We start from the raw sequence: 22212 nt of genomic DNA on the forward strand, positions 1-22212 counted from the left end.
CCCTCATGGCGGACTTCATCTACTCGGACCTGCTGCCCACGGGAGCGGACGACACGCCATACCGCCTCCTGACGACCGAGGGAGTCGAGGTCGTCGAGGGGCCGGACGGCACCCATTTCCTGCGCGTCGCCGACGAGGCGATGCGACTGCTGACCGAGACGGCGATGCATGACATCGCGCACTACCTGCGCCCGGCCCACCTGGCCCAGCTACGCCGGATCCTCGACGACCCCGAGGCCTCCAACAACGACAAGTTCGTCGCGCTCGACCTGCTGAAGAACGCCAACATCTCAGCGGGCGGAGTCTTGCCGATGTGCCAGGACACCGGGACGGCGATCGTCATGGGCAAGCGCGGGCAGCGCGTGCTCACCGCGGGACCCGATGAGGCCACGATCGCCCGCGGCGTCTTCGACGCCTACACGACCCTCAACCTGCGCTACAGCCAGATGGCGCCGCTGACGATGTGGGAGGAAAAGAACACCGGCTCCAACCTCCCCGCCCAGATCGAGCTGTATGCCGATACCGCACCCGGGCACGAGACGACCTACAAGTTCCTGTTCATGGCCAAAGGCGGTGGCTCGGCCAACAAGTCGTTCCTCTTCCAAGAAACCAAGGCAATTCTGTCGCCCGACAAGCTGCTCGCCTTCCTCGATGAGAAGCTGCGCTCGCTCGGAACAGCCGCGTGCCCGCCATACCACCTGGCCATCGTGATCGGCGGCACCAGCGCGGAGTTCGCCCTGAAGACGGCAAAGTATGCGAGCGCGAAGTACCTCGACACCCTTCCCACCAGCGGGTCCATGAGCGCCCACGGCTTCCGGGACGTCGAATTGGAGGAGAAGGTTCTCGAACTCACCCGACAGTTCGGCATCGGCGCCCAATTCGGCGGCAAGTACTTCTGCCACGACGTCCGCGTCGTGCGCCTCCCCCGCCACGGCGCGTCCCTGCCCGTCGCGATCGCCGTCTCCTGCTCCGCCGACCGGCAGTGCCTGGGCAAGATCACCGAAGACGGCGTCTTCATCGAGCAACTGGAGACCGAGCCGGCGCACTTCCTCCCGGAGCAGACGCCGGAGTCCCTGGCGGGCGACGACACCACCGATGTGGTGGCGATCGACTTGAACCGACCGATGGAGCAGATCCTCGCCGAGCTGACCAAGCACCCGGTCAAGACGCGACTGTCCCTCACCGGGCCGCTCGTGGTCGCGCGCGATATCGCGCACGCCAAGATCAAGGAGCGGCTCGACGCGGGGGAGGAGATGCCGCAGTACCTCAAGGACCACCCCGTCTACTACGCCGGCCCGGCCAAGACGCCCGAGGGCATGGCGTCCGGATCATTCGGCCCCACCACAGCCGGCCGGATGGACTCGTATGTCGATCAGTTCCAGGCCGCCGGCGGATCCATGGTGATGCTCGCCAAGGGCAACCGGAGCAATCAGGTGACCGACGCGTGCCATACGCATGGGGGGTTCTATCTCGGTTCCATCGGCGGGCCGGCCGCCCGGCTCGCGCAGGACTGCATCAAGTCGGTCGAGGTCCTCGAATATCCCGAGCTCGGGATGGAAGCCGTCTGGAAGATCGAGGTCGAGGACTTCCCCGCCTTCATCGTGGTCGATGACAAGGGCGACGACTTCTTCGCCTCCGTCACCAAACCCGTCGCCTTCTCGATCGGGAAGCGGGCGGGACTCGTATGACCGTTTCCCCTCGCCACCGCGCCCAGCCGGGCACCCGCCCGGTCACTCCGGAGCAGGCCTGGCAGGCCCTGCTGGCCGGCAATGCGCGCTTCATGGCGGACGAGCGCGCCCACCCCCATCAAGACGTCCACATCCGCCACCGCCTCGCCGACCAGCAGGCACCGTTCGCGGTGCTGTTCGGGTGCGGCGACTCGCGGGTCGCCGCGGAGATCATCTTCGATCAAGGTCTCGGCGATCTGTTCGTGGTGCGGACCGCAGGGCATGTCGTCGACTTCAGCGTGCTCGGCTCGATCGAGTTCGGGGTGCTCAAACTCGGCACTCCCTTGATCGTGGTGCTAGCCCATGACTCGTGCGGGGCGGTCGGGGCCGCGGTTGCGTCGGCCCAAAGCGGGGAGATGCCGCCGGGCTACATTCGCGACATCGTCGAGCGGATCACGCCCAGCGTCTTCGCGGTCGGCAAGTCCGGGGAGATCACCGACCGAGCGGTGGAGCGCGAGCACGCGCGGCTGACCTGCGCGCTTCTCTACGAGCGCTCCTCGATCTGTCGCAACGCCGTTGACGCCGGCCGGTTGGCCATCGTCGGGTGTGAATACGACCTCGTGGACGGCCAAGCGCATCTCGTGCACGTGGTGGGCGATATCGGCGACCATGAGCTCCTCCTGCGCGACGACCCAGCCGAATAACTGCCGGTCCCGTCCGTGATCTCGTTGTCCTCCATCCGGATTCATCCGGTCAAGAGCACGGCCATCCGATCGGTTCCTGGCGCAGCGGTCGACTCCCTCGGCCTGGTGGGAGATCGCCGGTGGATGGTGGTCGATGCCGATGGCGAGTGTGTCACGGCGCGCACCGACCGACGGCTGTTCACGATCGTCGGGGAGACTCACCATACGGTGGCGGGGTTGAGGGTGCCGCTGCGCTTGTCCGCGCCCGACCACGAGACGATCGATGTCGCCGAACCCGCGTCGGACGCGATCCGGGTCACTGTCTTCGGTCGTGCGATGCGCGCCATACCGGCGGACGACGCGGCCGGCGACTGGGTTCGCGCGGTCGTGGGACGGCCTGATGTCACCCTGGTCAGGGTGGCGGAACCGCGACCGCTCAATCCGACGTATGCCCGTGCCGGCGACGCCACCGCGTTCGCCGACGGCTACCCCGTCACGCTCGCGAGTGAAGCCTCATTGGCCCAGGTTCAGCGTTGGATGACCGAGGTGAGTGGCGAGTCAGGGAACCTGCCGATGGATCGCTTCCGGCCGAACCTCGTGGTCGGCGGGGAGCTGGACCCGTTCGAGGAGGACGCGTGGGGTCGCGTCCGGGTGGGCACGGTGACCTTCCGGGTAGCCAAGGGCATCGACCGGTGCGCGATGACCATGCTGGATCCCGCGACCCTGACCACCGGCCCGGAACCCATCCGCACCCTCTCGCGCCATCGCAAGTGGGACGGCGCAACGTGGTTCGGCATTCAGTTGATCCCCGACGACGCGGGCTCCATTGCCGTCGGGGACCACGTCATACCGTCGTGAACGACCCACGTATGGCCGTGGGTGACGTCAGCACGTGACCTCACCGGGCGACGTGGCCGGAGGATGTGGGCCGGGGGACGTAGGTCAGAGGGCGAGCCGCGCGCGAACCACGCCGGCCAGGCGCTCCGCGACGTCGTGAGCCTGATCGGCGGTGGCGGCCTCGACCATCACCCGCACCAGCGGCTCGGTGCCGGACTTGCGCAGGAGAACGCGACCGGAATCGCCGAGAGCGTCGGTCTCGGTGGTGACGGCCGACTGGAGTTCCTCGTCCGTGTCGACGCGGGAGGTATCGACACCTTTGACGTTGATCAGGATCTGCGGGAGGCGGGTCATGACAGCGGCGAGGTCGGCCAGCGACTTGCCGGTCTCGGCCACGCGAGCGGCCAGCATGAGGCCAGTCAGGACACCGTCGCCGGTCGTGCCGTGCTCCAGCAGGATCACGTGTCCGGACTGCTCGCCGCCGAGCGAGTACGAGCCTTCGCGCATCTTCTCCAACACATAGCGGTCGCCGACGCCGGTCTTGATGACCTCGACGCCTTCACGCTCCATCGCCTGGAGCAGCCCGAGGTTGGACATGACCGTGGCCACGAGAGTGTTGCCGGCCAGCTTGCCGCGTTCCTGCAGCGCCAGGGCGAGGATCGCCATGATCTGGTCGCCGTCGACCTCCGCGCCGGTGTGGTCGACGGCGAGGCAGCGGTCGGCATCACCATCGTGGGCGATCCCGAAGTCCGCACCGCGGGCGACCACTGCCGCCCGAAGGTGCCCAAGATGCGTCGAGCCGTAGCCGTCGTTGATATTGAGTCCGTCAGGGGCGGTGCCGATCTCGATCACCTCGGCACCCGCGAGTCGGAACACCTCGGGTGAGACCGCGCTGGCCGCGCCGTGGGCGCCATCGATCACCACGGTGAGTCCGTCGAGACGGTTGGGCAGAGCGGCGAGGAGGTGAGCGACATACCGCGCCTGGCCGGCCTTGTTGCGGTGGACGCGGCCCACCTCGGCACCCACCGGCCGCACCCAGTCCTGATGCAGCCGGGCCGCGATCTGATCCTCCACGGTGTCGGGCAGCTTGTGCCCACCCTGGGCAAAGAACTTGATGCCGTTGTCGGGCATGGCGTTGTGCGAGGCCGACAGCATGACGCCGAAGTGGGCATCCATGTCGGCGGTCAGGAAGGCGATCGCCGGGGTGGGCAAGACGCCGGCGTCGTGGACGTCCACGCCGGCGCTCGCGAGACCCGCGGTGACCGCGGCGGACAGGAACTCGCCCGAGGCCCGGGGGTCCCGCCCGACGACGGCCTTGGGCTTGCGTCCTAGCGCCCGCGCCGATTCGCCGAGAACCTGCGCCGCCGCGATCGACAGACCGAGCGCCAGTTCGGCGGTGATCTTCTCGTTCGCGAGTCCGCGCACGCCGTCGGTGCCGAAGAGTCGAGACATTCGGGGCCTTCCAGAAAATGGGGTTGCGGCCGCGCCAAGGATCGGTCGGCCTCACGCATGGTAGTCCGCCCAGGGGCTAACCCGACCACTGCGGCCCACTCGTCGGGGCCAACTCGTCGGGCCAACTCGTCGGGCCAACGCGTCGCGGCCGACAGCACACTCTCTCGGCGACGCAGGGTCAGGGGACCCGGATGACGCTGTCCCGCAGACGCCGAAGCGCGGCACCCGTCTGGACGGATGCCGCGCTGCGGTCGCGGATCGGGGCGGGGACGCCCGGCGATCAGCGCTTGCTGTACTGAGGCGCCTTGCGGGCCTTCTTCAGACCAGCCTTCTTGCGCTCCGGAACACGGGCGTCCCGGGTCAGGAAGCCGGCCTTCTTCAACGCCGGGCGGTTGAGTTCGGCGTCGACGCCGTTCAGCGAACGCGCCACCCCGAGGCGGACCGCGCCGGCCTGGCCCGAGGGGCCGCCGCCGTGGACGCGCACCAGCACGTCGTAGGCGCCGTCGAGCTCGAGAACGGCCAGGGGCTCGTTGACGATCTGCTGGTGCACCTTGTTGGGGAAGTAGTTCTCCAGCGTGCGGCCGTTGATCGTCCACTGGCCGGTGCCGGGGACGATGCGGACGCGGGCGATGGCCTGCTTCCGGCGGCCGGTGCCGGCGCCAGGAGCAGAGGCGGAGGGCTTGCGGGGGGCCTCACCTGAGACGGGGCCCTCGGACTCCGAGGTGTACTCGGAGAGCTCGGTGTCCTCGTCGTAGTCGTAGGTCGTGTCAGTCACGGCGTATGTGTCCTTCGTCTTGTCTGCGATCGGCGCCGTTACTGCGCGACCTGGGAGATCGTGTAGGGGACGGGCTTCTGGGCCGCGTGCGGGTGCTCGGCACCCGAGTAGACCTTGAGCTTGCTGAGCTGCTGGCGGCCGAGGGTGTTCTTCGGCAGCATGCCGCGGACGGCCTTCTCGACAGCCTTGGCCGGGTCGCGGTCCAGGAGCTGGGCGTAGGTCTCGGACTTGAGGCCACCGGGGTAGCCCGAGTGCCGGTAGGCGCGCTTCTGCTCAAGCTTGGCGCCGGTCAGGGCGACCTTGTCGGCGTTGATGATGATGACGAAGTCACCGGTGTCGACGTGGGAGGCGAACACCGGCTTGTGCTTGCCGCGCAGGAGCGCAGCGGTCTGGCTGGCGAGCCGGCCGAGCACGACGTCGGTGGCGTCGATGACGTGCCACTGACGGGTGATCTCCGCCGCCTTGGGGGTGAAGGTACGCAAAGTCTTGCCTTACTTAAGTTTCGGACAGGGCTGGTATGCCGCGTGCTCCCGCCGGGCGGCCCGCTCGCGGCTCGCCGGTGGTCGCCCACCAGGGGCGCACGGCACAACGATTCTCAATTCTACGGAGGGTCCGGGCCGCTCCCAAATCGCCGTCGACGAGTGCCGCCGAGGGCCTGACCTGCACATTCAAGCGCGTGAACACAGATCGCAAACTATCTTTGCAAACAGATCATGCAAAGGTATTATGCAATCCATGACCGACTCGGCCGACTTCATCCGCCTCGACGCCGCGACCGTCAAGGTGCTGGCGCACCCGCTGCGCTCCCGGCTGGTCGGCGCCCTGCGTCTGAACGGCCCCTCCACCGCAACCGCCCTCGCGCAGCACCTCGGCACGAACTCGGGCGCCACGTCATACCACCTGCGCAAGCTCGCCGAGGTGGGCCTCGTGGTCGACACCGGCCAGGGCGATGCCAAGTCACGAGTGTGGGCCGCCGCCTCGGAGCTGACGCAGTTCGAGGTGAGCGACTTCGACGATGACGAGGATGCTGCGACGGCCCTCGGGTGGCTGGAGCGCGACTGGCTGCGCCACTTCACCGACAAGTTCGGCCAGTGGCTCGACGTGCGGCACTCCTGGCCGGCGCCGTGGCGCGATCGCGCCGGCATGAACGACGACACCGTGCTCGTCTCCGCCGACCAACTACGCCAGATGCATGACGAGATCGGCGCCGTGATTGCGCGCTATCGCCGTGTGGGACAAGGCAATCCGGACGCCAAGCGGATCGCGACCTATCTGGTCTTCTATCCGGTCGACATGGACAAGGCTCCCCGCCGGTGAGCGCGCCGTTGTCCCCCGCCGCGGCCCGGCGGATCTACTACACGCTGACCGTCACCCGTTGGTTCCCCGTCGGACTGATCGTCGGGATCTTCATCCTGCTGCAGACCGGCCGGGGCTTGAGCACCGCGCAGGCCCTGACGGCGGCCGCCACCTCCGGCCTGGTCTGCTTCGCGCTCGAACTGCCCACGAGCGGTTTCGCCGATGCTTTCGGGCGTCGAGCGGTCTACATCGCCGCCGCCGTCCTTAATGTCATCACGGCGCTCGCCTATGCCCTGGCGCAAAGCTTTTGGGCTTTCGTGCTCGCCGCGGCGCTGATGGGCGTCTTCCGGGCCTTGGATTCCGGGCCGCTCGAGGCCTGGTTCGTCGATGAGGTCCACGCGACGCACCCCGGCGCCGATGTCGATCAGGAGTTGTCCCGGTCCGGTTCGCTGCTCGGGATGGGGATGGCGCTCGGGGCGCTCGTCGGTGGAGCGCTGATCTGGTGGCATCCGTTCCGGTCGGCCCCGGCGATCGATCTCGCCGTCTGGTGCTTCGTCCTGCTCAACATCGTCCACCTCGTCGCCGTACTCGTCCTGCTGAAGGAGAGTTCGCGCCATCCGGAGGGCATGCGGCAGCGCGAACTTGTGTTGGCCTCGATGAAGCAGGCGCCTTCCGTCATCACTGGCGGTCTGAAACTGTTGGGGCGCAACACGATTTTGCTGGGGATCGTCGCCGCGGAGGTGGCCTGGTCGATCGGCATGATCGCCTTCGAGTCGCTGCTGCCGCTGCGGCTTGAGGAGTTCCTCGGCTCGCAGCAGGCGGCGGGCGCCGCCATGGGGCCGATCGCCGCTGTGGGCTGGGCGATCTTCTCGCTCGGCACCTTCCTGGCCGGCATCGCCTCCAAGCGCTTCGGCGTCGCCCGCGCCGCGATGCTCGGTCGCCTGCTCAACGGGACCGGGGTCGTCATCATGGGCCTGTCGATCGGCCCGGCCAGCCTGATCGCCGCCTACCTGTTCACCTACACTGCGCACGGCCTCAACGGGCCCCCGCACGGGGCGCTGCTGCACCGGGAGGCCGAGGCGAGCAATCGCGCCACCGTGCTGTCGATCAACTCGATGATGGCCTTCCTCGCCTTCGGCGTCGGCGCCCCTCTGGCCGGCCTCCTCGCCGACCGCACCTCGGTCGCGACGACGATGATCACGGTTGGCTTGATCAGCCTGCTCGGCGTCGCCTGCTACCTCCCCGCCCGCCGCGCCGAGCTCGCCCGTGCCTGAGGAATCAGTGCCATCTCTTTGCGGTTGACGCAGAGTGCGACACTGGGTCATGACAAATGGGCGGCCCTGGAAGCGGATGACCGAGTCTGCGCCCCAAAGTACCCGCGCGATGACGCCGGCCAGGGCGATTGCGGTGGCCGACCGGCGTGGCAGCCTGCGCGCGTGTGCCGGAAATCAACGCGGCACCTACGGCGCGGACTATCTTGAGCGACTACGCGAAGACTGGCCCCTCTAACGGCCCGGACACCCGGGGGATCCGCGCGCGCCGTGAGAAGTGCTCAGGCGGGGGGCGTCGCCGAGGTGGGAGCAATAGTGCGGCACGATCAGGTGACCTTCGGTCTGGAGGTCGGCGCGTATGCCGTGCCGCCCCAGAATCGCGGCCACCGCAGGACCGTCGAGCCGCCGCCGCGGCGAGTTCGCGCGCTAGGTCGAGCAGCGCGGTGCGGAATCCGGTCAGCTCTGATCGCACTTCCGCGGCAGATCGACCCGCTCATCGCCGACCACGCCGCGCAGTTGGCGGGTCTGCTCGTCATACGCGATCGCGATGCGGTCCTGCTCGGCGAGGACGGCAGTGAAGAGCAGTTTGGCGAGATTGTTCTCAGGATGTCGGCGACGCTGGAGAAGACCGGCCGCACACCCTGGACCGGGAAGACGCCATTGCGATAGATCAGGTCGTGCACCGACGGATCGACCTCCACCTCGATCCCGAACCGCACGCGCACCGATTCGCGGACCCGCTCGCTCGCGGGCGATGAGTTCGACGAAGTCGGCATGCCGAAGCGAGGTATAGATCAAGTGGGTGTTGCCGGAGCGCGCCACCTGCTCGGGCTTGAACCGTTTGGTCAGCGCTGCCTTGATGTCCACCACCGTGACCTTGTCGGCATAGGCGGCGAAGACGTCCGCGTCGATGTCCGCCTCGGCGCCGCGCGTCGCCATCGCAAACGCCTCATCGAGGTTGCCACTGACGAGAATCAGGCTCCGCGAGCAGTCGATCGGCTCGTAAACCATCTTCAGGTTCTGCGCGCTTCGCGCCCGGGCAACCGCCTGATCCCACGTCAGCGCAGCCAGGGCTCGAGATCGTCGTCAAGGCGCAGCGTGTTCTTGAGGTCCCGGGCTTGCCAGATCCCGATCGTCGTGTCCGACACGTCCTCACCCGCCTTGCGCCGGCGGACCTGTTCGGCGGCTTGGTATGACAGTGAGGCGATGAGGTACTGCATGTCCGGGTTCTCCCGGCGCGCCAACCGGCCGTCGCTCAGCAACTCCCAAAAGTCACTGAACTTCGTGCTCGGGACCGGATTGCCTTCGTGGTCAAGGGTGTTGAAGCGCTGGTCGCCGCACTAGATCGGTCTTGCCGACACCGGTCATCCCCCACAGGTTGATGATCGCGGGCCGCGAGAGCAGCTCTGGCGCGACGAACCACACGGTCACCGCGTCACACAATTCGTCGATGATCCCGTCGATCCCGACGAAGTGTTCTTTGAGAGTGACGCGCGCCGCCTCCAGCCGCGCCCGACGAGCCGCGATGTCGGCGCGGTCCAGCGCGATGCGATTCGGCGCAAGCTCGCCCTCGACGCTCATCCGGTCATGCTCCCATGCGCTCAACGTGGGCGTCCGGCCACAGCACACCCATACGACACACGGCGCAGCCGCAGGTTGCGATCCGGCCACGATCCGGGGCGGCCTCCCCACCGCTGACACCAGGCTGCCGGTAGGTTTCGCGCATGGCGGAACCCCTCGTCGTCCTGTCGGGCGTCAATAAGCACTTCGGTGACCTGCACGTGCTCCGCGATATCAACCTGTCGGTTGATCGCGGCGAGGTGGTGATCGTGATCGGGCCGTCCGGCTCCGGCAAGTCGACGATGTGCCGCACGATCAATCGTCTGGAGACCTTCGAGAGCGGGTCTATCACCATCGACGGCAAGCCCCTGCCCCAGGAGGGCAAGGAGCTAGCGCAATTGCGCGCCGATGTCGGCATGGTCTTTCAGTCATTCAACCTGTTTGCACACAAGACGATTCTCGACAACGTCACCCTTGGCCCGATCAAGGTGCGCAAGAAGGCGAAGGCTGCCGCCGAAAAGGAAGCGATGGCCTTGTTGGAGCGGGTCGGCGTCGCCCATCAGGCGCAGAAATATCCCGCCCAACTCTCCGGCGGTCAGCAGCAGCGGGTCGCTATTGCGCGCAGCCTCGCCATGGAACCCAAGGTCATGCTGTTTGACGAGCCGACGTCCGCGCTCGACCCGGAAATGATCAATGAGGTCTTGGACGTCATGATCGGCCTCGCCAAAGATGGCATGACAATGATCGTCGTCACCCACGAGATGGGTTTCGCCCGGAAGGCGGCCAACCGCGTGGTCTTCATGGCCGACGGCCAAATCGTCGAGCAGGCCACCCCCGAAGAGTTCTTCACCAACGCGCAGTCCAATCGCGCGAAGGACTTCCTCGCCAAGATCCTCACGCACTGACCTCAGCACCAGCACCGAAGGGAACCAATCAATGAAGATCTCTCGTTTCGCAGCTCTCGCGGGTGCCGCATCGCTCGCGGTGGGCCTCAGCGCCTGCGGCGGCGGTGGCGGCGCCTCAGGTGGTGACTCGATCAAGATCGGCATCAAGTTCGACCAGCCCGGCCTGGGTCTGAACGACGCCGGCAAGTACAGCGGCTTCGACGTCGATGTCGCGAACTACGTCGCCAAGGAACTCGGCAAGACCAAGGTCACCTTCGTCCAGGCCCCGAGCAAGCAGCGCGAAGACCTCATCGCGACCGGCCAGGTGGATCTGATCTTTGCGACCTACTCCATCACCGACGCCCGCAAGGAGAAGGTCTCTTTCGCCGGTCCCTACTTCATCGCCGGCCAGGACCTCCTGGTGGCCGCCGACAGCACCATCACCGGGCCCAAGGACCTCGACGGCAAGAAGCTGTGCTCGGTCACCGGCTCGACGTCGGCGGACAACGTCAAGAAGGACTACCCCGGCGTTCAGCTGCAGAACTTCGACACCTACTCCAAGTGTTTGGACTTGGTCGTCAACGGCCAGCTCGACGCCCTCACCACCGACAACACTATCCTTGCCGGGTATGCCGCGCAGCCGGCTTACAAGGGCAAGCTCAAGGTCGTCGGTGCTCCCTTCTCGGAGGAGCGTTACGGCGTCGGCCTGAAGAAGGGTGACGTCGAGCTGTGCAAGAAGGTCAACACCGCTCTGGAGAAGATGGTCAGCTCCGGGGAGTGGCAGAAGGCCGTCGACAAGAACTTCGGCCCGGCCGGGTTCAAGGTGGATTCGGCCACCAACCCGCCGAAGCCGGACGCCTGTTCCTGACCCTCTCGAACTGAAGCGGCCGACCGGAGGCGATGCACGGCATACGCCCCGGTCGGCCGAGTTCGGACCCCCGACCCCCGCGCGGAAGAAGAGTGACCCATGGGTGAACTGTTCGCTCAGTTCGACGTTTGGAGTGCCTTCGGGCAGACCCTCTATCTCGCGTTCTTCTCGGCCATCGGGGCGCTGATCATCGGCACGATCCTGGCGATCATGCGCGTCGGGCCGGTGGGAATCTTCAACAAGGCGGGCGCGGCATACGTCAATCTCGTGCGCAACACGCCGCTGACGTTGATAATCACCTTCTGCCTGATCGCGCTGCATTACCAACTCAAGATCTACCTCGCGCCCGAGGACAGCCCTACCTCCATCGTCGACAATGGCGTGCGCTGGGCGATCGTCGGCTTGACGGTCTACCACGCGGCCTTCGTCTGCGAGGCGTTGCGCAGCGGCATCAACACCGTTCCGACGGGGCAAGCCGAAGCGGCCCGCTCGATCGGTCTCACGTTCACTCAGAGCCTGCGCGAAGTCGTTCTCCCCCAGGCATTTAGAGGAGCGATCGCACCCATGGCATCGGTGCTGATCGCGCTCATCAAGAACACGACGGTCGCCTACGCCATCGGGGTCGCGGAGACGGCGGCCTTCATGCGCGACGGGCTGGAGTTCCGGCCGGATCTGAGTTTCCTGATCTTCGTCCTGGTGGCCGGATTCTTCGTCCTGCTGACGATGCCGCTTGGCATCGCGCTCACCCACCTCTCCCAGCGCCTGGCGGTGAAGCGATGAGTTCCTCTGTCCTGTTCGACGCCCCCGGTCCCCGCGGGCAGCGCCGCAATCAGATCATCGCCGTTATCGGTGGGGTGCTCCTGCTCGCGCTCGCCGTGCTGGTGATCCGCGCGCTCTACAACAACGGCGAGTTCACCTCGGCGAAGTGGAGTCCGTTCGGCCAATGGTCGACGTGGCGGTTCTATCTGCTCCTCGGCATCTGGAACACCATCAAAGCCGCGGTCGCCGCGGTGGCATTGGCGATGGCCTTCGGGTTCGTCTTCGGCGTGGGCCGCCTCTCGCAGAATCGCGCGATCCGCTGGATCAGCGGGGCGATCGTGGAGTTCTGCCGGGCCGTTCCCGTGCTGATCATGATGATCTTCTTCTTCGGGATCTATGCCTACAACGGCGTCTTCCCCGCCGCCTGGAATCCGTTCGCGGCTGTCGTCACCGCTCTCACGCTCTACAACGGCGCGGTCATCGCCGAACTCGTGCGCTCCGGCGTCTTCGGGCTCCCCAAGGGACAGGCAGAAGCTGGCTTGTCGATCGGGCTGACCCCGAGCCAGACCCTCGTGCAGATCCAGTTGCCGCAGGCCATCACGGCCATGCTGCCGGCGCTGGTGAGCCAGTTGGTCGTCATCCTGAAGGACACTGCGCTGGGCACGATCATCACGTATCCCGAGTTGCTCCAGCAGGCGCAAAACCTCGCCTCCGCCCGATCCAATGTGATCCCCGCGCTACTGGTCGCCGCCGCGCTTTTTATCGGCATCAACTACCTCCTCACCCTGCTCGCGGGCCGGCTTGAAGCCCGCATCAACCGCCGCGGCCACACCGCCGGCGCCGCCATCGGTCGCGCCCCGACCGTCCCCGGAGCCCCGATCGATCAGGGTGCCGCCGCCGCCATGACGCCGCACGAGGCCCGCGATGCCGCGGCGAAGGCCGGCCCGCAGGACCGCGTCTGACCTATCCCCGCCGCAGGGCGGCGATCAGAACGGAAGGTCGATGCCCAGCGCTCCGGTCGCCGGCGTGAACGAGATGGTCAGCGGGAGCGGCCCGGCGTCGAACCAACCCACGCTCTCCCCGTCTGCACCCGGATAGCCGCCCGCACCGAACGTCTCCGTCCCGGCGACATTCGCGGCCACGCTGACCTGGTAGCTCCCGCCGGTCAACTTCGGTGACGTCCAGGTGAACGTCCCGTCGCCGTCGGGGTCGATCAACCGCGTTCGCGCACAGTCGGGTTGATCGTCATACGCACAGCCGACCTCCTTTTGGAAGTCGCCGATAGCCGTGAAGACCTCATCGGGACTCGCCGCTCGCCCCTGGGTCGCCTTGGTGGACGACACCACCACATTCCCCCGGACAGCCCGGGCCACGGCCACCAATTCCAGCTCGGTTCCCGGTGCCTCCGGAGTCGAAACCATCGAGACGTATGGCGCATGGCTCCCTCCTGGGACCACCCGCCAATCGCTCGTCCCGGCCGGGCGGACGGCGAACGCGAGCGCCCCTACCGGTCCGGTCACCTCGGCCGCTACCGGCATGGCGACTTGGGCAAAGCTCGCCGGCCGGGCCGATACCTGCACCGTCACCGGGATCGTCGACGGGACGGGGCGATCGGCCTTCAACACCGACACTCCGACCTTGTCCAGCGAGACCTTGACCGCGCCCTCGCCGGTGGCGTCCGTGACGACCGGTTCGGAGACCGCCGAGCCGAAGATCGGCGTGAAGCTCGCCCCGGGAGTCTCGGCGACGATCGAAACGCGTCGGTCCTGGCCGGGGTTGCGCACGACGAGGTACTCCACCCCGGTGTCTGGATCGATACGAGACACGACGCCGATGCCGACTTCTTGGTCGTCGACGCCGCGGAACAGTTCGCGCTGGGAGCCACTGACCAATGCCGGGTTGGCCGCGCGCAGCGCCGCGAGTTCGGCGACATAGGCCGCGACCGGGTGCGTCACGTCGTAGCGATCGCGCGCGCCCGCGGCGCCACCGACGACAACTGCCTTGGCAAAGGCGGGCATCCGGGTCGCGAACTGGTCGCGGGGCCAGCCGTTTCCGGCGTCCACGCGCGTCAGACCTTGCTCGATTCCCGCCGGGATCATCGGCTGCCCGCCGAGCAGGAACAGGTCGCCGAGGGCCAGTTTGAGCCGTTCGACGAGTCCGGCCTTCGCCGGCTCGTTCAGGCGTCCCTCGTCCACCGTCAGCCCCCACCACGGAATCACGGTGGCGGCGTCCGGGAAGCCTTCCGCGGGAAGCTCACCCCCGAAGCGGTCGACGGCCCAGTCGGTCCAGTCATTCGACAGGGGCACCAGCCCGCTCGCCCTGACGAGCGCCCGCGGTGTCCCGACCTTCTCCGGACCCGTGTCGGCGTAGACGGACACGGACTGACCGAGGTGGGCCGCGGCATACGAACGCCATTGGGAGGCGGCCACGGACCACCACGACATCTGCGCGCGCTGAGGCTGCCTGAAAAGCGCGTCGGCGGGCCGAATCCGGAAGCCGTCGATGCCCGTGTCGAGCCAGCGGTTTGCGGTGACGGCGGTGGCGGGTTCGCCGTCCAGGACCACGTCGAGCACCACGCGCAGAGTGCGCTCGTGCGCCGCGGACACCAGCGCCCGCAGATCCTCCTCGGTCCCATACCGCGGGTCGATGGCCTCGGCGCCAACCACATCGACCGTGAGGCGGGGCGGTGAGTCCGTCGGAGCAGCCCAGATGGGGCCGAGCACGATCGTGGTCACGCCGAGCTCGGCGAGATAGTCCAGGCGGGCCGTCACCCCAGCCAGGTCCCCGCCGTGGAAGTAGTCAGCGCGGGTGGGGTCGAAGCCGGTCTTTTCGGGACCGCCCGTGCGGCCTCCCTCGTCGTTGCTCGGATCGCCATTGGCGAAGCGGTCGACCGTGAGTTCATAGAAGAGGTCCGGTCGGGCCGGTGCCACGGCGGCCAGGATGGTGTCGATCTCCTTCTCGGACAGCGTGACCGGTCCGCTGGAGCGGACGTCTCGCACCCCTGGGGTCGCGGTGTTGGCGTCGGGTGCTCCGGCGCTCGGCGATGCGACGCCCGGTGACGGCGAGTCGAGGTGGCGCCACGCGGCATACGCCATCCCCAGCAGCATCACGAGGGCGAGGGCGAGGACCGTTCGCAGGCGGGCAACTCGTCCCATTGCCGCACTCTAGTGATGTGGGGCCCGTCAGCCACGCAGCCACGTGAGAACGGCAAGCACGCGGCGATGGTCGTCTACCGCAACGGGCAGATCGAGCTTGGTGAAGATGTTGTTGATGTGCTTGGCCACGGCCTTCTCGGTGATGACCAAGGCGGCGGCGATGGCCCCATTCGAGCGACCCTGAGCGATCAATTCCATCACTTCCCGTTCGCGCGGGGAGAGCCGGTCGACGGGTTGCGCCCGCGGCCGATTCATCAGTGCGGCAACGACTTCTGGGTCGAGCACGGTGCCACCGGCGGCAACCCGACGCACGCTATCGACAAACTCCGTGGTGTCCGCGACCCGGTCTTTCAGTAGGTAACCGATGGCGCCGTCGCCCGAAGCGAGGAGCTCGCGGGCATACAACTGCTCGACATACTGGCTGAGGACCACCACCGGGAAGCCGGGGCGCGCGGCTCTCGCCGCGATCGCCGCCCGCAGACCCTCGTCACTGAACGTCGGTGGCAGCCGAACGTCAAGGATCGCGACGTCGACGTCCGGTCGTTGCAATGCCTCGGCCAGCCCGTCCGTGCCGGCGAGAGCCTCGACGACCTGGCAGTCGTAGGCCGCGAGCAGCCGGGTCAGGCCATCCCGGAGGAGGGCGTGGTCTTCGGCGACAACCACCCGCATGGCACCTCCACCGTGATCACTGTCGGCCCGCCAACCGGACTCGACACCTCCATCGTGCCGTCAAATGCCGCCAACCGGCGCGCGATACCCGCCAGACCGGTCCCTCGATCGACGCGCGCGCCGCCGCGACCGTCGTCACCCACTTGCACCCGCAACACGTCCTCGCGCGCCCCGATCACGACCCAGGCCGCGGTCGCGCCGGAGTGCTTCACGGCGTTCGCCAGGAATTCGGCAGTCGCGAAATAGGCCGCGGTCTCCACCGGGGCCGGCGGCCGGGCAGGGAGAGCGGCGTCCACGGTCACGGGGATCGGCAGGTCGAGAACCAAGGCCTGAACGGCTCCGATGAGACCCCGGTCCGCCAACACGGGGGGGTGTATGCCGCGCACCACCGACCGCAATTCCCCGAGCGCCGCGCCGGTGCTCGCCCGGGCCTCCGTCAAGAGTTTGCGGGCGAGTTCCGGATCGCGGTCGAGGAGGTCCGCGGCCATACCGAGGTTCATGCCGAGCGCGATGAGGCGAGCCTGCGCGCCATCGTGGAGGTCACGCTCGATACGGCGGATCTCGGCCGCTGAGGCGTCCACGGCGTCGGCCCGCGAGGTGGTCAGGTCCGCCACCCGTCGCTGCAGCGCCATGTTTGGGTCAGGCCGCAGGATGGCCGCGTCGGTCTCCATCCGAGCAATCATCAGCAGCGGGCTCGCGAACCACCACACCGGCAGCAAACCCGCCCCAATTCCGCTGAGCAGGAGCGACACCCAGCCCGGCGCCGCGGCCCCCACGCTGAGCCCGAAGGCGGTCGCGAAGAGCGCAATTGAGCCCAGCGGCAACGCCCCGGCGATGGCGGACATGACGAGGCCCCCGGAGGCCGCGAACAGCAGCCAGAGCAGGTATTGCCACCACCCTCGATCGCGAATCAGCGCCGCGGCTCGCTGCCACGGACCACCGGTCGGCTCAGCCATCGCCGGGATGGGCACGTCGCGACCGAGGAAGCTGCCCGCCATCGCCGCATTCAGCCGGGCGAAGGATTCGAGCAATCTGGTGAAGGGACCGAGCATCAGCAGCCCGATACCGATGACGGACAGCGCGCCGGCGAGCGCGGCATACGCCATGAGCAGGGAGAGCGGGACGATCATCAGCAGGTGCCCGAGCCCGTAGGCGGCGGCCAGCCAGCGGCTACGGCGCGAGTGCTTCATGCGATCCATCTTCGGTGCCCGGTCGGGGGATGCGCAGGGGTGCCAGCACCCCTGTTCACCCGGCCAGCATCAGTCCCAGGAGCAGCGCGAGGTAGCCCAGCCCGACGCTGAGGACGACATTGACGAGGGCGAGCAGCCGCTCACGCGCCCTGGCGAGGCGCACGGAATCCAGGCTGAAGGTGGAGAAGGTCGTCAGGCCGCCGCAGAGGCCGATCGCCAGGCCGGCCCAGAGCTGCGGCTCACCCGCGGCACTCCACGCGCCCGCGAGAAGGCCAATGATGAAGCAGCCCAACACATTCACCGCGAGGGTGCCCAGCGGAAAGGCCCCGTGATGCCGCTCGCGCACGAGGTTGTCCACGACGTAGCGCAGGCACGCGCCCCCCGCCCCACCGAGGACAACCAGGAGCGGGATCACTGACGGCCGTCCATATCGGTCGCCAGCAGCCCACGCGGAAGTTCCATCCCCGCCCAGGCTGCCAGGACCCCAAGGACGACGGACCCGGCCGCATAGACCACCGCGAGCCCGAGATCCCCCCGCACCACCAACGCATGCGTGTCGAGCAGGTAGGTCGAGAATGTCGTGTATCCGCCGAGCAGCCCTACCCCGAAGAACGGCCGCAGGTATGGCCGCGTCGGCCACCGCGCGGCGATCAGCACCGTCAACGCCGCCAGCAGGAATGATCCGCTGACATTGGCGAGCAGTGTGCCGACCGGAAAGCCATTGTCCCGCAATGGAAGCGCGCGGCCGAGCCCCCAGCGGACAAGGCTGCCGAGCCCGCCCCCGGCGGCAACGGCGACCAAGGTCCGCGCGTCCAGCCACGATCGTGGCATCACTGCGGCCACTGTGGGACAGACGCCTGCCCCACCCAGCCGAGCACGCCGGGATACGCCACCGAGAGGCTCGCCACGCGCGCGGCCAACCTCAGGATCTCCTCGCATGCCGCGCCCTCCCGCGCCATTCCGACCAGCGCGGCGCCGTGCAGGACGTCCCCGGCGCCATTGGTGTCGACAATCGCCGTGGGCGCGGGGACGGGGATGCTTTCCGTCCGGCTATCGCTGTGGCGCAGCGTGATTGGCTCCCTTCCGGACGACCGAGCGGCCGCACTCGCGCCGTGGCTGAGCGCCCAAGCGAGGGCGTCCGAGCCGTCCGGGGCGGCGAAGTCCGCCGAGAGGAGGGCGAGGTCGACGTGGGCGAGATAATCGGCCATCCCCGCCTTGTGACTCCCCCGTCGAGGAGGACGCGTATGCCGCGCGCTCCCCCCGCGCGGGCCATCACTGCGGGGAGGTCGCCACCGTGGCCGTCGATCAGGAGTGCGGCCGCGCCATCGAGCATGTTGCCCGGGAGCCAGTTGGGTGGGATCGGCATACCGCCGCCGGAGATGACGCTGCGCTCGCCGGATGGCTCGACCAGGACGGTGGATAGTGGGGCTGGGTTCGGTTGTTTCGCAGCGGGATCTAGCCAATCCACGCCGTTGCGAGCGAGGGACTCGCGCACGAAGTCGGTTAGCGGTGACTCGCCGAAGGGCGCGACCAGCAGGACGTCGGCCCCGAGGGCTGCGGCGGTCCGCGCGGCATTCGTCGCGGGTCCGCCGATCTCGAGGCGCTGGGCTCGCCCGGTGATCTTCTCGTTGCGGGCAGGAACGCGATCGACCTCATGGATGAGGTCAACGGTGAGCAGGCCTGCGCACACCACGCGGGGGCCGGTCATCGTCAGCCGGCTGTGACGGAGGCCTCGTGGGAGGCGCTGTCATAGGTGAAGGTCACCGACTGCCCATCGGTGACCGTGAAGGGGATGTTCTGGCCGTCCTTGGCTCCGTTGGCGCCATAATTTTCGTCCCACGACCCGCCGATGGCGATCTTGAATTCGTAGCTGCCGGCGGGAATCCCCTTGAGGGACAACGTGAATGTGCCGTCGCCGTCGGGATCTGCGAGTGCCGTCTGCTGGCAGTCCGGCGTCCAGTCGGCGGGGCAGCCGGCCTCGCTCTGGTAGCTGCCGGGGGCGGTGACGAGCGTGCTCTGCTCGGCCGCGGCGCTGACCGTCGCGGTCGCCGAGGCGTAGCCGACCTTGCCGTCCAGGGTTCGCGCGACGGCGACCACCTCGTAGTCTCCCGGCGCGAGGGCGGAGGCGTCGGCATACAGGCTGTATGCGGGGTTGTCGTCCGTCCCGAGGACGGTCCACTCGGCGCTCCCCTTGGAGCGCAGCGCGAAAGTCGTCTCCACGGGCGTCCCGGACGCGACCGTCGCGAGCAGCTTGGTCTGACCGCTGAGTTTGCCGCCCTGGCCCACGGTGAGGTCGCGAACTCGGGGTGCCTCGGCGGCCGCGGGGATGGGGTCGGCAGCGCGCAGCACGATGCCGGAGCGGGCGGGGACCGCGAGCGTGAGTCGGCCGTCCGCCGACGCGGTCAGGCTCTCCGCCTTTCCCCACACGCGATCGAATCGGATTCCGGGAGAGGCGGTTTGGATCGGCACACGCTGATCAGTGCTGGCATTGTTGAGGGCGACGACATACTCCACATTGCTCCGGCGGTCGATCCGGGAGACGGCGAAGACCCCCTCGCCATCCGCGGCATACCGCTGAATTTGTATGCCGCTGCGCAGCGCCGCATTGTCGGCGCGGACCTTCGAGAGTTCGGCCAGGGAGCGGTACATCACCGCGTCCTCGTCATAGCGGTCTTTCGCGCCGGGAGTGCCGCCGATGATGCGGTCCGTGGCGAACTGCTCCACCTTGGTGGCGAACATGTCCTGGCGCGCGTCTTTGTCGCCGCCCCAGCCGATGAAGCCTTGTTCGTCGCCGTAGTAGACGACGGGCTGGCCGCGGGTGAAGTACATCAGGGCGTGGGCGAGTTGATCGCGGCGCAGCAAGTCGATGTCGTCCTGGGCAGCGCCGACGAGGAAGGAGCCGACTCGGCCCATGTCGTGATTGCCGAGGAAGGTCGGCAACGAGTACGCATTGGAGTCGGCGTCGAGATAGTCGTCGTCCGCGGCATACAGCTCGGCAAGCTTCTTGGCGGACTGGCCGGACGCGAAATCGACTGCCGCACTTTGGAATCCGAAGTCCAAGGTGGCCGGGAGCTTGCCGATGGTGGAGTATGCCGAGGCGTAGGCCGGCGAGGTGTCGAAGACTTCGCCAAACATGAAGAAGTCGTCGCGGCCAGCGGCCTTGGCGTGCGCCATGATGGCCGGCCCGAACTTCTGCCAGAAGGGCAGGTCGACGTGCTTGACGGTGTCGATGCGGAAGCCGTCGATGCCGAAGTCAACCCAGGATGTGTAGATGTCGATCATCCCGCTGACGACCTTGGGGTTCTCGGTGAAGAGGTCGTCGAGACCGAAGAAGTCGCCATAGGTCGACGACTCGCCCTCGAAGGTGGAGTTGCCGCGGTTGTGATAGAGCGTCGGATCGTTAAGCCAGGTAGGCGTTTTCGCGGTTTCGTCGGCCTTCGATCGGAAGATCGGGGTGTAGGGGAAGGACGTCGTCGTCAGCTTCGGGAAGGTGTCCCCGCCCGCGAGGGGGGCGTCGTCGAAGGCCTTGCCGGCGGCGTCGACATAGGGCTTGTCGTCCTTGCTGAGGTAGCCGTACTTGCCCTGCTTGTAGTCGATGACATCGGCGGTGTGGTTGGTGACGATGTCGAAGTAGACCTTCATGCCGCGCGCGGTGGCGGCCTCGATCAATTGCTTCATCTCGTCATTGGTGCCGAAATGGGGGTCGATCTTCGTGAAGTCGGTGATCCAGTAGCCGTGATAGCCGGCGCTGTAGTCCTCGGCGGAGCCTTGCGTCGGCCGGTTCTCGAAGGATGGCGTGAGCCAGATAGCGGTGGTGCCGAGGTTCTTGATGTAGTCGAGTTTGTCCATCAGGCCGGCCAGATCGCCGCCGTGGAACATGCCCTTGTCGGTGGGGTCGAAGCCCGTTGCCCGCCGGTCCCCGCTGAGCCCGCCCTTGTCATTGGACGGGTCGCCATTGGCGAATCGGTCGGCCATGACGAAGTAGAAGGTCTCCTTGCGCGGCGTCAGCGCGCGCTGGGCGAGTTGCTTCAGGTCGGCATCGCTCAGCGTAACCGGACCCGAGGCGGCGACAGCGGCGCTGGTCGATCCTGAGCTCCCCGAAGGTGCCTTGTCCCCGGAACGGGTGGCGACGGCATACGCGATGATCGCCCCGAGAAGGACCCCGATCAGGGCGAGGATGAGGGAACGGGTGCGAATCACCTCGGCAGGTTATCCGCCATCAGCGACCTAACAGACGCACGTCAGCGATGTCGAAGTGGGCCCGACTTGTATGGACCTATCGGAAAAGCCTTCCGGTGAACCCCAACAGAAGGACACCCAGATGGACAAGCCCGTTCTCTCCGACCTGGCCGACGAGCTGTCGAACCTTGAGTTCGAGACCTTCGAGATCCAGGACTACACCGAGCTCAGCGACGACCTCATGGGGTCGACGTCCTGCTCCTGCTCCAGTACCTCCAGCACCTGTTCCTCCACCACCAGCACCACCTCCTGCTGCGCCTGACCCGGCCAAGCCCCTCCCCGGCGACCCGGTCGGCCCCACAAGGGCCGGCCGGGTTGTTGGCGTATGCCGAGCGGTCGGCTCGTCCTGCCAGTCATCTCTGGAGTTCCGAACTTCGAGATCCAGGACTACAGCGACGACCGGCCATCCCGGCCGCACCACCTTGGCCTCATCCAAAGCCCGGCTACCAGCACGGTAGCCGGGCTCTGGCACGCCTAGGTCAGCAATCTGTCAGCGCCGCGTCAGCCGGGTGACAGATCGACGTGGGTCACTAGTCGAGGTGGGGCCGATCCGGTCACACCACACCACGACGAAAGGACCATCCTTCGTGAACGAGCCTGTGTTGCACTCCCTAGCCAGCGAGCTGGAGTCACTTGAGTTCGAAACGTTCGAGATCCAGGACTACACGGACCTCATGGACGACCTGCGGGTTGCCGCAGCGGGCTCATGCTCGTGCTCGTGTTCCAGCACGACGAGCACCTGCTCCAGCACCACCAGCACTACCAGCTGCTGCGCTTGATCCGTCGTCGCGACTGGCTCTTCGTGTCCGGCCGGCCGTGACCTGAGGCAACATCTCTCGAAGGGGTTCGAGAAGGCAAACCGACAACGGGGCCGCACCCAGTGGGTGCGGCCCCGTTGCGATTGGCT

General features: G+C 67.4%; 24 protein-coding genes and 1 pseudogene. 11 read left to right on the top strand and 14 right to left on the bottom strand.

All coding sequences use genetic code 11. From position 1 onward, the window contains the following. Positions 1–5 precede the first annotated feature (5 nt). Genes BN13_RS04050 through BN13_RS04060 form a run of 3 tightly spaced genes read left to right on the top strand, consistent with a single transcriptional unit; the run spans position 6 to position 3208 of the window. Positions 6–1688, top strand: coding sequence for a fumarate hydratase (locus BN13_RS04050; protein ID WP_048544640.1), 1683 nt, complete (start codon positions 6–8; stop codon positions 1686–1688). After that, a complete protein-coding gene (locus BN13_RS04055; protein WP_048544642.1) occupies positions 1685–2371 on the top strand; it encodes a carbonic anhydrase in 687 nt (228 codons plus the stop codon). The genes BN13_RS04050 and BN13_RS04055 overlap by 4 nt, the downstream gene beginning before the upstream one ends. Positions 2372–2386: 15 nt before the next feature. After that, positions 2387–3208 (top strand): MOSC domain-containing protein, encoded by an 822-nt coding sequence (locus BN13_RS04060; protein ID WP_048544644.1) that lies wholly within the window; start codon positions 2387–2389, stop codon positions 3206–3208. 84 nt (positions 3209–3292) lie between these two features. Here the strand turns inward: BN13_RS04060 and glmM are convergent, their stop codons facing one another. The 3 genes from glmM to rplM form a co-directional block, all read right to left on the bottom strand. Further along, positions 3293–4639 carry a phosphoglucosamine mutase gene (gene glmM / locus BN13_RS04065; RefSeq protein ID WP_048544646.1) on the bottom strand — a complete coding sequence of 449 codons (1347 nt, stop codon included), beginning with the start codon at positions 4637–4639 and terminating at the stop codon, positions 3293–3295. A gap of 280 nt (positions 4640–4919) precedes the next feature. After that, a complete protein-coding gene (rpsI, locus tag BN13_RS04070; RefSeq protein WP_048544647.1) occupies positions 4920–5414 on the bottom strand; it encodes a 30S ribosomal protein S9 in 495 nt (164 codons plus the stop codon). Between the two features lie 38 nt (positions 5415–5452). Continuing rightward, positions 5453–5896 (bottom strand): 50S ribosomal protein L13, encoded by a 444-nt coding sequence (gene rplM, locus BN13_RS04075; protein WP_048544649.1) that lies wholly within the window; start codon positions 5894–5896, stop codon positions 5453–5455. A 253-nt stretch (positions 5897–6149) separates the two neighbouring features. Here rplM and BN13_RS04080 point away from each other — a divergent pair, with 253 nt between their 5' ends. Together BN13_RS04080 and BN13_RS04085 are read left to right on the top strand one after the other, a co-directional pair. After that, on the top strand, positions 6150–6731 hold the full coding sequence (locus tag BN13_RS04080) for an ArsR/SmtB family transcription factor (RefSeq protein WP_084733551.1): 582 nt from the start codon (positions 6150–6152) through the stop codon (positions 6729–6731). Then, positions 6728–7984 (top strand): MFS transporter, encoded by a 1257-nt coding sequence (locus BN13_RS04085; RefSeq protein WP_048544651.1) that lies wholly within the window; start codon positions 6728–6730, stop codon positions 7982–7984. Before BN13_RS04080 ends, BN13_RS04085 begins: the two co-directional genes overlap by 4 nt. Positions 7985–8437: 453 nt before the next feature. On the opposite strand, the gene BN13_RS04090 is transcribed toward BN13_RS04085, so the two are convergent. The 3 genes from BN13_RS04090 to BN13_RS04100 all read right to left on the bottom strand — a co-directional run bounded on the left by BN13_RS04090 (position 8438) and on the right by BN13_RS04100 (position 9562). Next, positions 8438–8992 carry a hypothetical protein gene (locus tag BN13_RS04090; RefSeq protein WP_048544653.1) on the bottom strand — a complete coding sequence of 185 codons (555 nt, stop codon included), beginning with the start codon at positions 8990–8992 and terminating at the stop codon, positions 8438–8440. Positions 8993–9039: 47 nt separating this feature from the next. Beyond that, entirely contained in the window at positions 9040–9201 is a 162-nt protein-coding gene (locus tag BN13_RS04095; protein ID WP_157038420.1) for a hypothetical protein, read from the bottom strand. 91 nt (positions 9202–9292) lie between these two features. Beyond that, positions 9293–9562, bottom strand: coding sequence for a hypothetical protein (locus BN13_RS04100; protein ID WP_048544658.1), 270 nt, complete (start codon positions 9560–9562; stop codon positions 9293–9295). A gap of 143 nt (positions 9563–9705) precedes the next feature. Here BN13_RS04100 and BN13_RS04105 point away from each other — a divergent pair, with 143 nt between their 5' ends. From BN13_RS04105 to BN13_RS04120, 4 genes are all read left to right on the top strand, one after another. Then, on the top strand, positions 9706–10446 hold the full coding sequence (locus BN13_RS04105; RefSeq protein ID WP_048544660.1) for an amino acid ABC transporter ATP-binding protein: 741 nt from the start codon (positions 9706–9708) through the stop codon (positions 10444–10446). Positions 10447–10477: 31 nt separating this feature from the next. Then, the gene (locus BN13_RS04110; RefSeq protein WP_048544662.1) at positions 10478–11293 is read left to right on the top strand and encodes a glutamate ABC transporter substrate-binding protein; all 816 of its coding nucleotides are present in this window, start codon (positions 10478–10480) and stop codon (positions 11291–11293) included. Positions 11294–11392: 99 nt separating this feature from the next. Next, positions 11393–12073: an amino acid ABC transporter permease gene (locus tag BN13_RS04115; RefSeq protein WP_048544663.1), complete on the top strand. Its 681-nt coding sequence runs from the start codon at positions 11393–11395 to the stop codon at positions 12071–12073. Beyond that, on the top strand, positions 12070–13014 hold the full coding sequence (locus BN13_RS04120) for an amino acid ABC transporter permease (RefSeq protein WP_084733552.1): 945 nt from the start codon (positions 12070–12072) through the stop codon (positions 13012–13014). Before BN13_RS04115 ends, BN13_RS04120 begins: the two co-directional genes overlap by 4 nt. Before the next feature lie 24 nt (positions 13015–13038). Here the strand turns inward: BN13_RS04120 and BN13_RS04125 are convergent, their stop codons facing one another. The 6 genes from BN13_RS04125 to BN13_RS19540 are packed head-to-tail and all read right to left on the bottom strand — an operon-like array spanning position 13039 to position 18274. Further along, positions 13039–15207, bottom strand: coding sequence for an alpha-amylase family glycosyl hydrolase (locus BN13_RS04125; protein WP_048544665.1), 2169 nt, complete (start codon positions 15205–15207; stop codon positions 13039–13041). A 27-nt stretch (positions 15208–15234) separates the two neighbouring features. Next, positions 15235–15876 carry a LuxR C-terminal-related transcriptional regulator gene (locus BN13_RS04130; RefSeq protein WP_048544667.1) on the bottom strand — a complete coding sequence of 214 codons (642 nt, stop codon included), beginning with the start codon at positions 15874–15876 and terminating at the stop codon, positions 15235–15237. After that, entirely contained in the window at positions 15828–17066 is a 1239-nt protein-coding gene (locus BN13_RS04135) for a sensor histidine kinase (RefSeq protein ID WP_048544668.1), read from the bottom strand. Before BN13_RS04135 ends, BN13_RS04130 begins: the two co-directional genes overlap by 49 nt. Before the next feature lie 55 nt (positions 17067–17121). Then, positions 17122–17481, bottom strand: coding sequence for a fluoride efflux transporter CrcB (gene crcB / locus BN13_RS04140; RefSeq protein WP_048544669.1), 360 nt, complete (start codon positions 17479–17481; stop codon positions 17122–17124). Then, a complete protein-coding gene (locus BN13_RS04145) occupies positions 17478–17897 on the bottom strand; it encodes a fluoride efflux transporter FluC (RefSeq protein ID WP_048548859.1) in 420 nt (139 codons plus the stop codon). The genes crcB and BN13_RS04145 overlap by 4 nt, the downstream gene beginning before the upstream one ends. Next, complete coding sequence (locus BN13_RS19540; RefSeq protein ID WP_048544671.1) at positions 17897–18274, bottom strand: PfkB family carbohydrate kinase; 378 nt, start codon at positions 18272–18274, stop codon at positions 17897–17899. The genes BN13_RS04145 and BN13_RS19540 overlap by 1 nt, the downstream gene beginning before the upstream one ends. An 86-nt stretch (positions 18275–18360) precedes the next feature. On the opposite strand from BN13_RS19540, the gene BN13_RS20560 reads away from it, so the two are divergent. Further along, positions 18361–18489, top strand: coding sequence for a hypothetical protein (locus BN13_RS20560; protein ID WP_268806951.1), 129 nt, complete (start codon positions 18361–18363; stop codon positions 18487–18489). Positions 18490–18501: 12 nt separating this feature from the next. Here BN13_RS20560 and BN13_RS20875 read toward each other — a convergent pair. Both BN13_RS20875 and BN13_RS04155 read right to left on the bottom strand, forming a co-directional pair. Further along, positions 18502–18774: pseudogene (locus BN13_RS20875) on the bottom strand (PfkB family carbohydrate kinase); the annotation flags it as partial. Positions 18775–18776: 2 nt separating this feature from the next. Beyond that, positions 18777–21266 (bottom strand): alpha-amylase family glycosyl hydrolase, encoded by a 2490-nt coding sequence (locus BN13_RS04155; RefSeq protein ID WP_053079713.1) that lies wholly within the window; start codon positions 21264–21266, stop codon positions 18777–18779. A gap of 121 nt (positions 21267–21387) precedes the next feature. Here BN13_RS04155 and BN13_RS04160 point away from each other — a divergent pair, with 121 nt between their 5' ends. Beyond that, positions 21388–21567 carry a thiazolylpeptide-type bacteriocin gene (locus BN13_RS04160; RefSeq protein ID WP_048544672.1) on the top strand — a complete coding sequence of 60 codons (180 nt, stop codon included), beginning with the start codon at positions 21388–21390 and terminating at the stop codon, positions 21565–21567. The last annotated feature ends 645 nt before the right edge of the window (positions 21568–22212 follow it).

This window comes from Nostocoides jenkinsii Ben 74, assembly GCF_001046875.1.
Taxonomy (GTDB): domain Bacteria; phylum Actinomycetota; class Actinomycetes; order Actinomycetales; family Dermatophilaceae; genus Nostocoides_A; species Nostocoides_A jenkinsii.

What these genes read in the sequence shown, in the direction of transcription:
- BN13_RS04050 (WP_048544640.1), top strand. Translation starts at nt 6, where the DNA reads ATGGCGGACTTCATCTACTCGGACCTGCTGCCCACGGGAGCGGACGAC.
- BN13_RS04055 (WP_048544642.1), top strand. Translation starts at nt 1,685, where the DNA reads ATGACCGTTTCCCCTCGCCACCGCGCCCAGCCGGGCACCCGCCCGGTC.
- glmM (WP_048544646.1), bottom strand. Translation starts at nt 4,639, where the DNA reads ATGTCTCGACTCTTCGGCACCGACGGCGTGCGCGGACTCGCGAACGAG.
- BN13_RS04080 (WP_084733551.1), top strand. Translation starts at nt 6,150, where the DNA reads ATGACCGACTCGGCCGACTTCATCCGCCTCGACGCCGCGACCGTCAAG.
- BN13_RS04090 (WP_048544653.1), bottom strand. Translation starts at nt 8,992, where the DNA reads ATGGTTTACGAGCCGATCGACTGCTCGCGGAGCCTGATTCTCGTCAGT.
- BN13_RS04095 (WP_157038420.1), bottom strand. Translation starts at nt 9,201, where the DNA reads ATGCAGTACCTCATCGCCTCACTGTCATACCAAGCCGCCGAACAGGTC.
- BN13_RS04100 (WP_048544658.1), bottom strand. Translation starts at nt 9,562, where the DNA reads ATGAGCGTCGAGGGCGAGCTTGCGCCGAATCGCATCGCGCTGGACCGC.
- BN13_RS04105 (WP_048544660.1), top strand. Translation starts at nt 9,706, where the DNA reads ATGGCGGAACCCCTCGTCGTCCTGTCGGGCGTCAATAAGCACTTCGGT.
- BN13_RS04110 (WP_048544662.1), top strand. Translation starts at nt 10,478, where the DNA reads ATGAAGATCTCTCGTTTCGCAGCTCTCGCGGGTGCCGCATCGCTCGCG.
- BN13_RS04115 (WP_048544663.1), top strand. Translation starts at nt 11,393, where the DNA reads ATGGGTGAACTGTTCGCTCAGTTCGACGTTTGGAGTGCCTTCGGGCAG.
- BN13_RS04120 (WP_084733552.1), top strand. Translation starts at nt 12,070, where the DNA reads ATGAGTTCCTCTGTCCTGTTCGACGCCCCCGGTCCCCGCGGGCAGCGC.
- BN13_RS04125 (WP_048544665.1), bottom strand. Translation starts at nt 15,207, where the DNA reads ATGGGACGAGTTGCCCGCCTGCGAACGGTCCTCGCCCTCGCCCTCGTG.
- BN13_RS04130 (WP_048544667.1), bottom strand. Translation starts at nt 15,876, where the DNA reads ATGCGGGTGGTTGTCGCCGAAGACCACGCCCTCCTCCGGGATGGCCTG.
- BN13_RS04135 (WP_048544668.1), bottom strand. Translation starts at nt 17,066, where the DNA reads ATGAAGCACTCGCGCCGTAGCCGCTGGCTGGCCGCCGCCTACGGGCTC.
- BN13_RS04145 (WP_048548859.1), bottom strand. Translation starts at nt 17,897, where the DNA reads ATGCCACGATCGTGGCTGGACGCGCGGACCTTGGTCGCCGTTGCCGCC.
- BN13_RS19540 (WP_048544671.1), bottom strand. Translation starts at nt 18,274, where the DNA reads ATGGCCGATTATCTCGCCCACGTCGACCTCGCCCTCCTCTCGGCGGAC.
- BN13_RS04160 (WP_048544672.1), top strand. Translation starts at nt 21,388, where the DNA reads ATGGACAAGCCCGTTCTCTCCGACCTGGCCGACGAGCTGTCGAACCTT.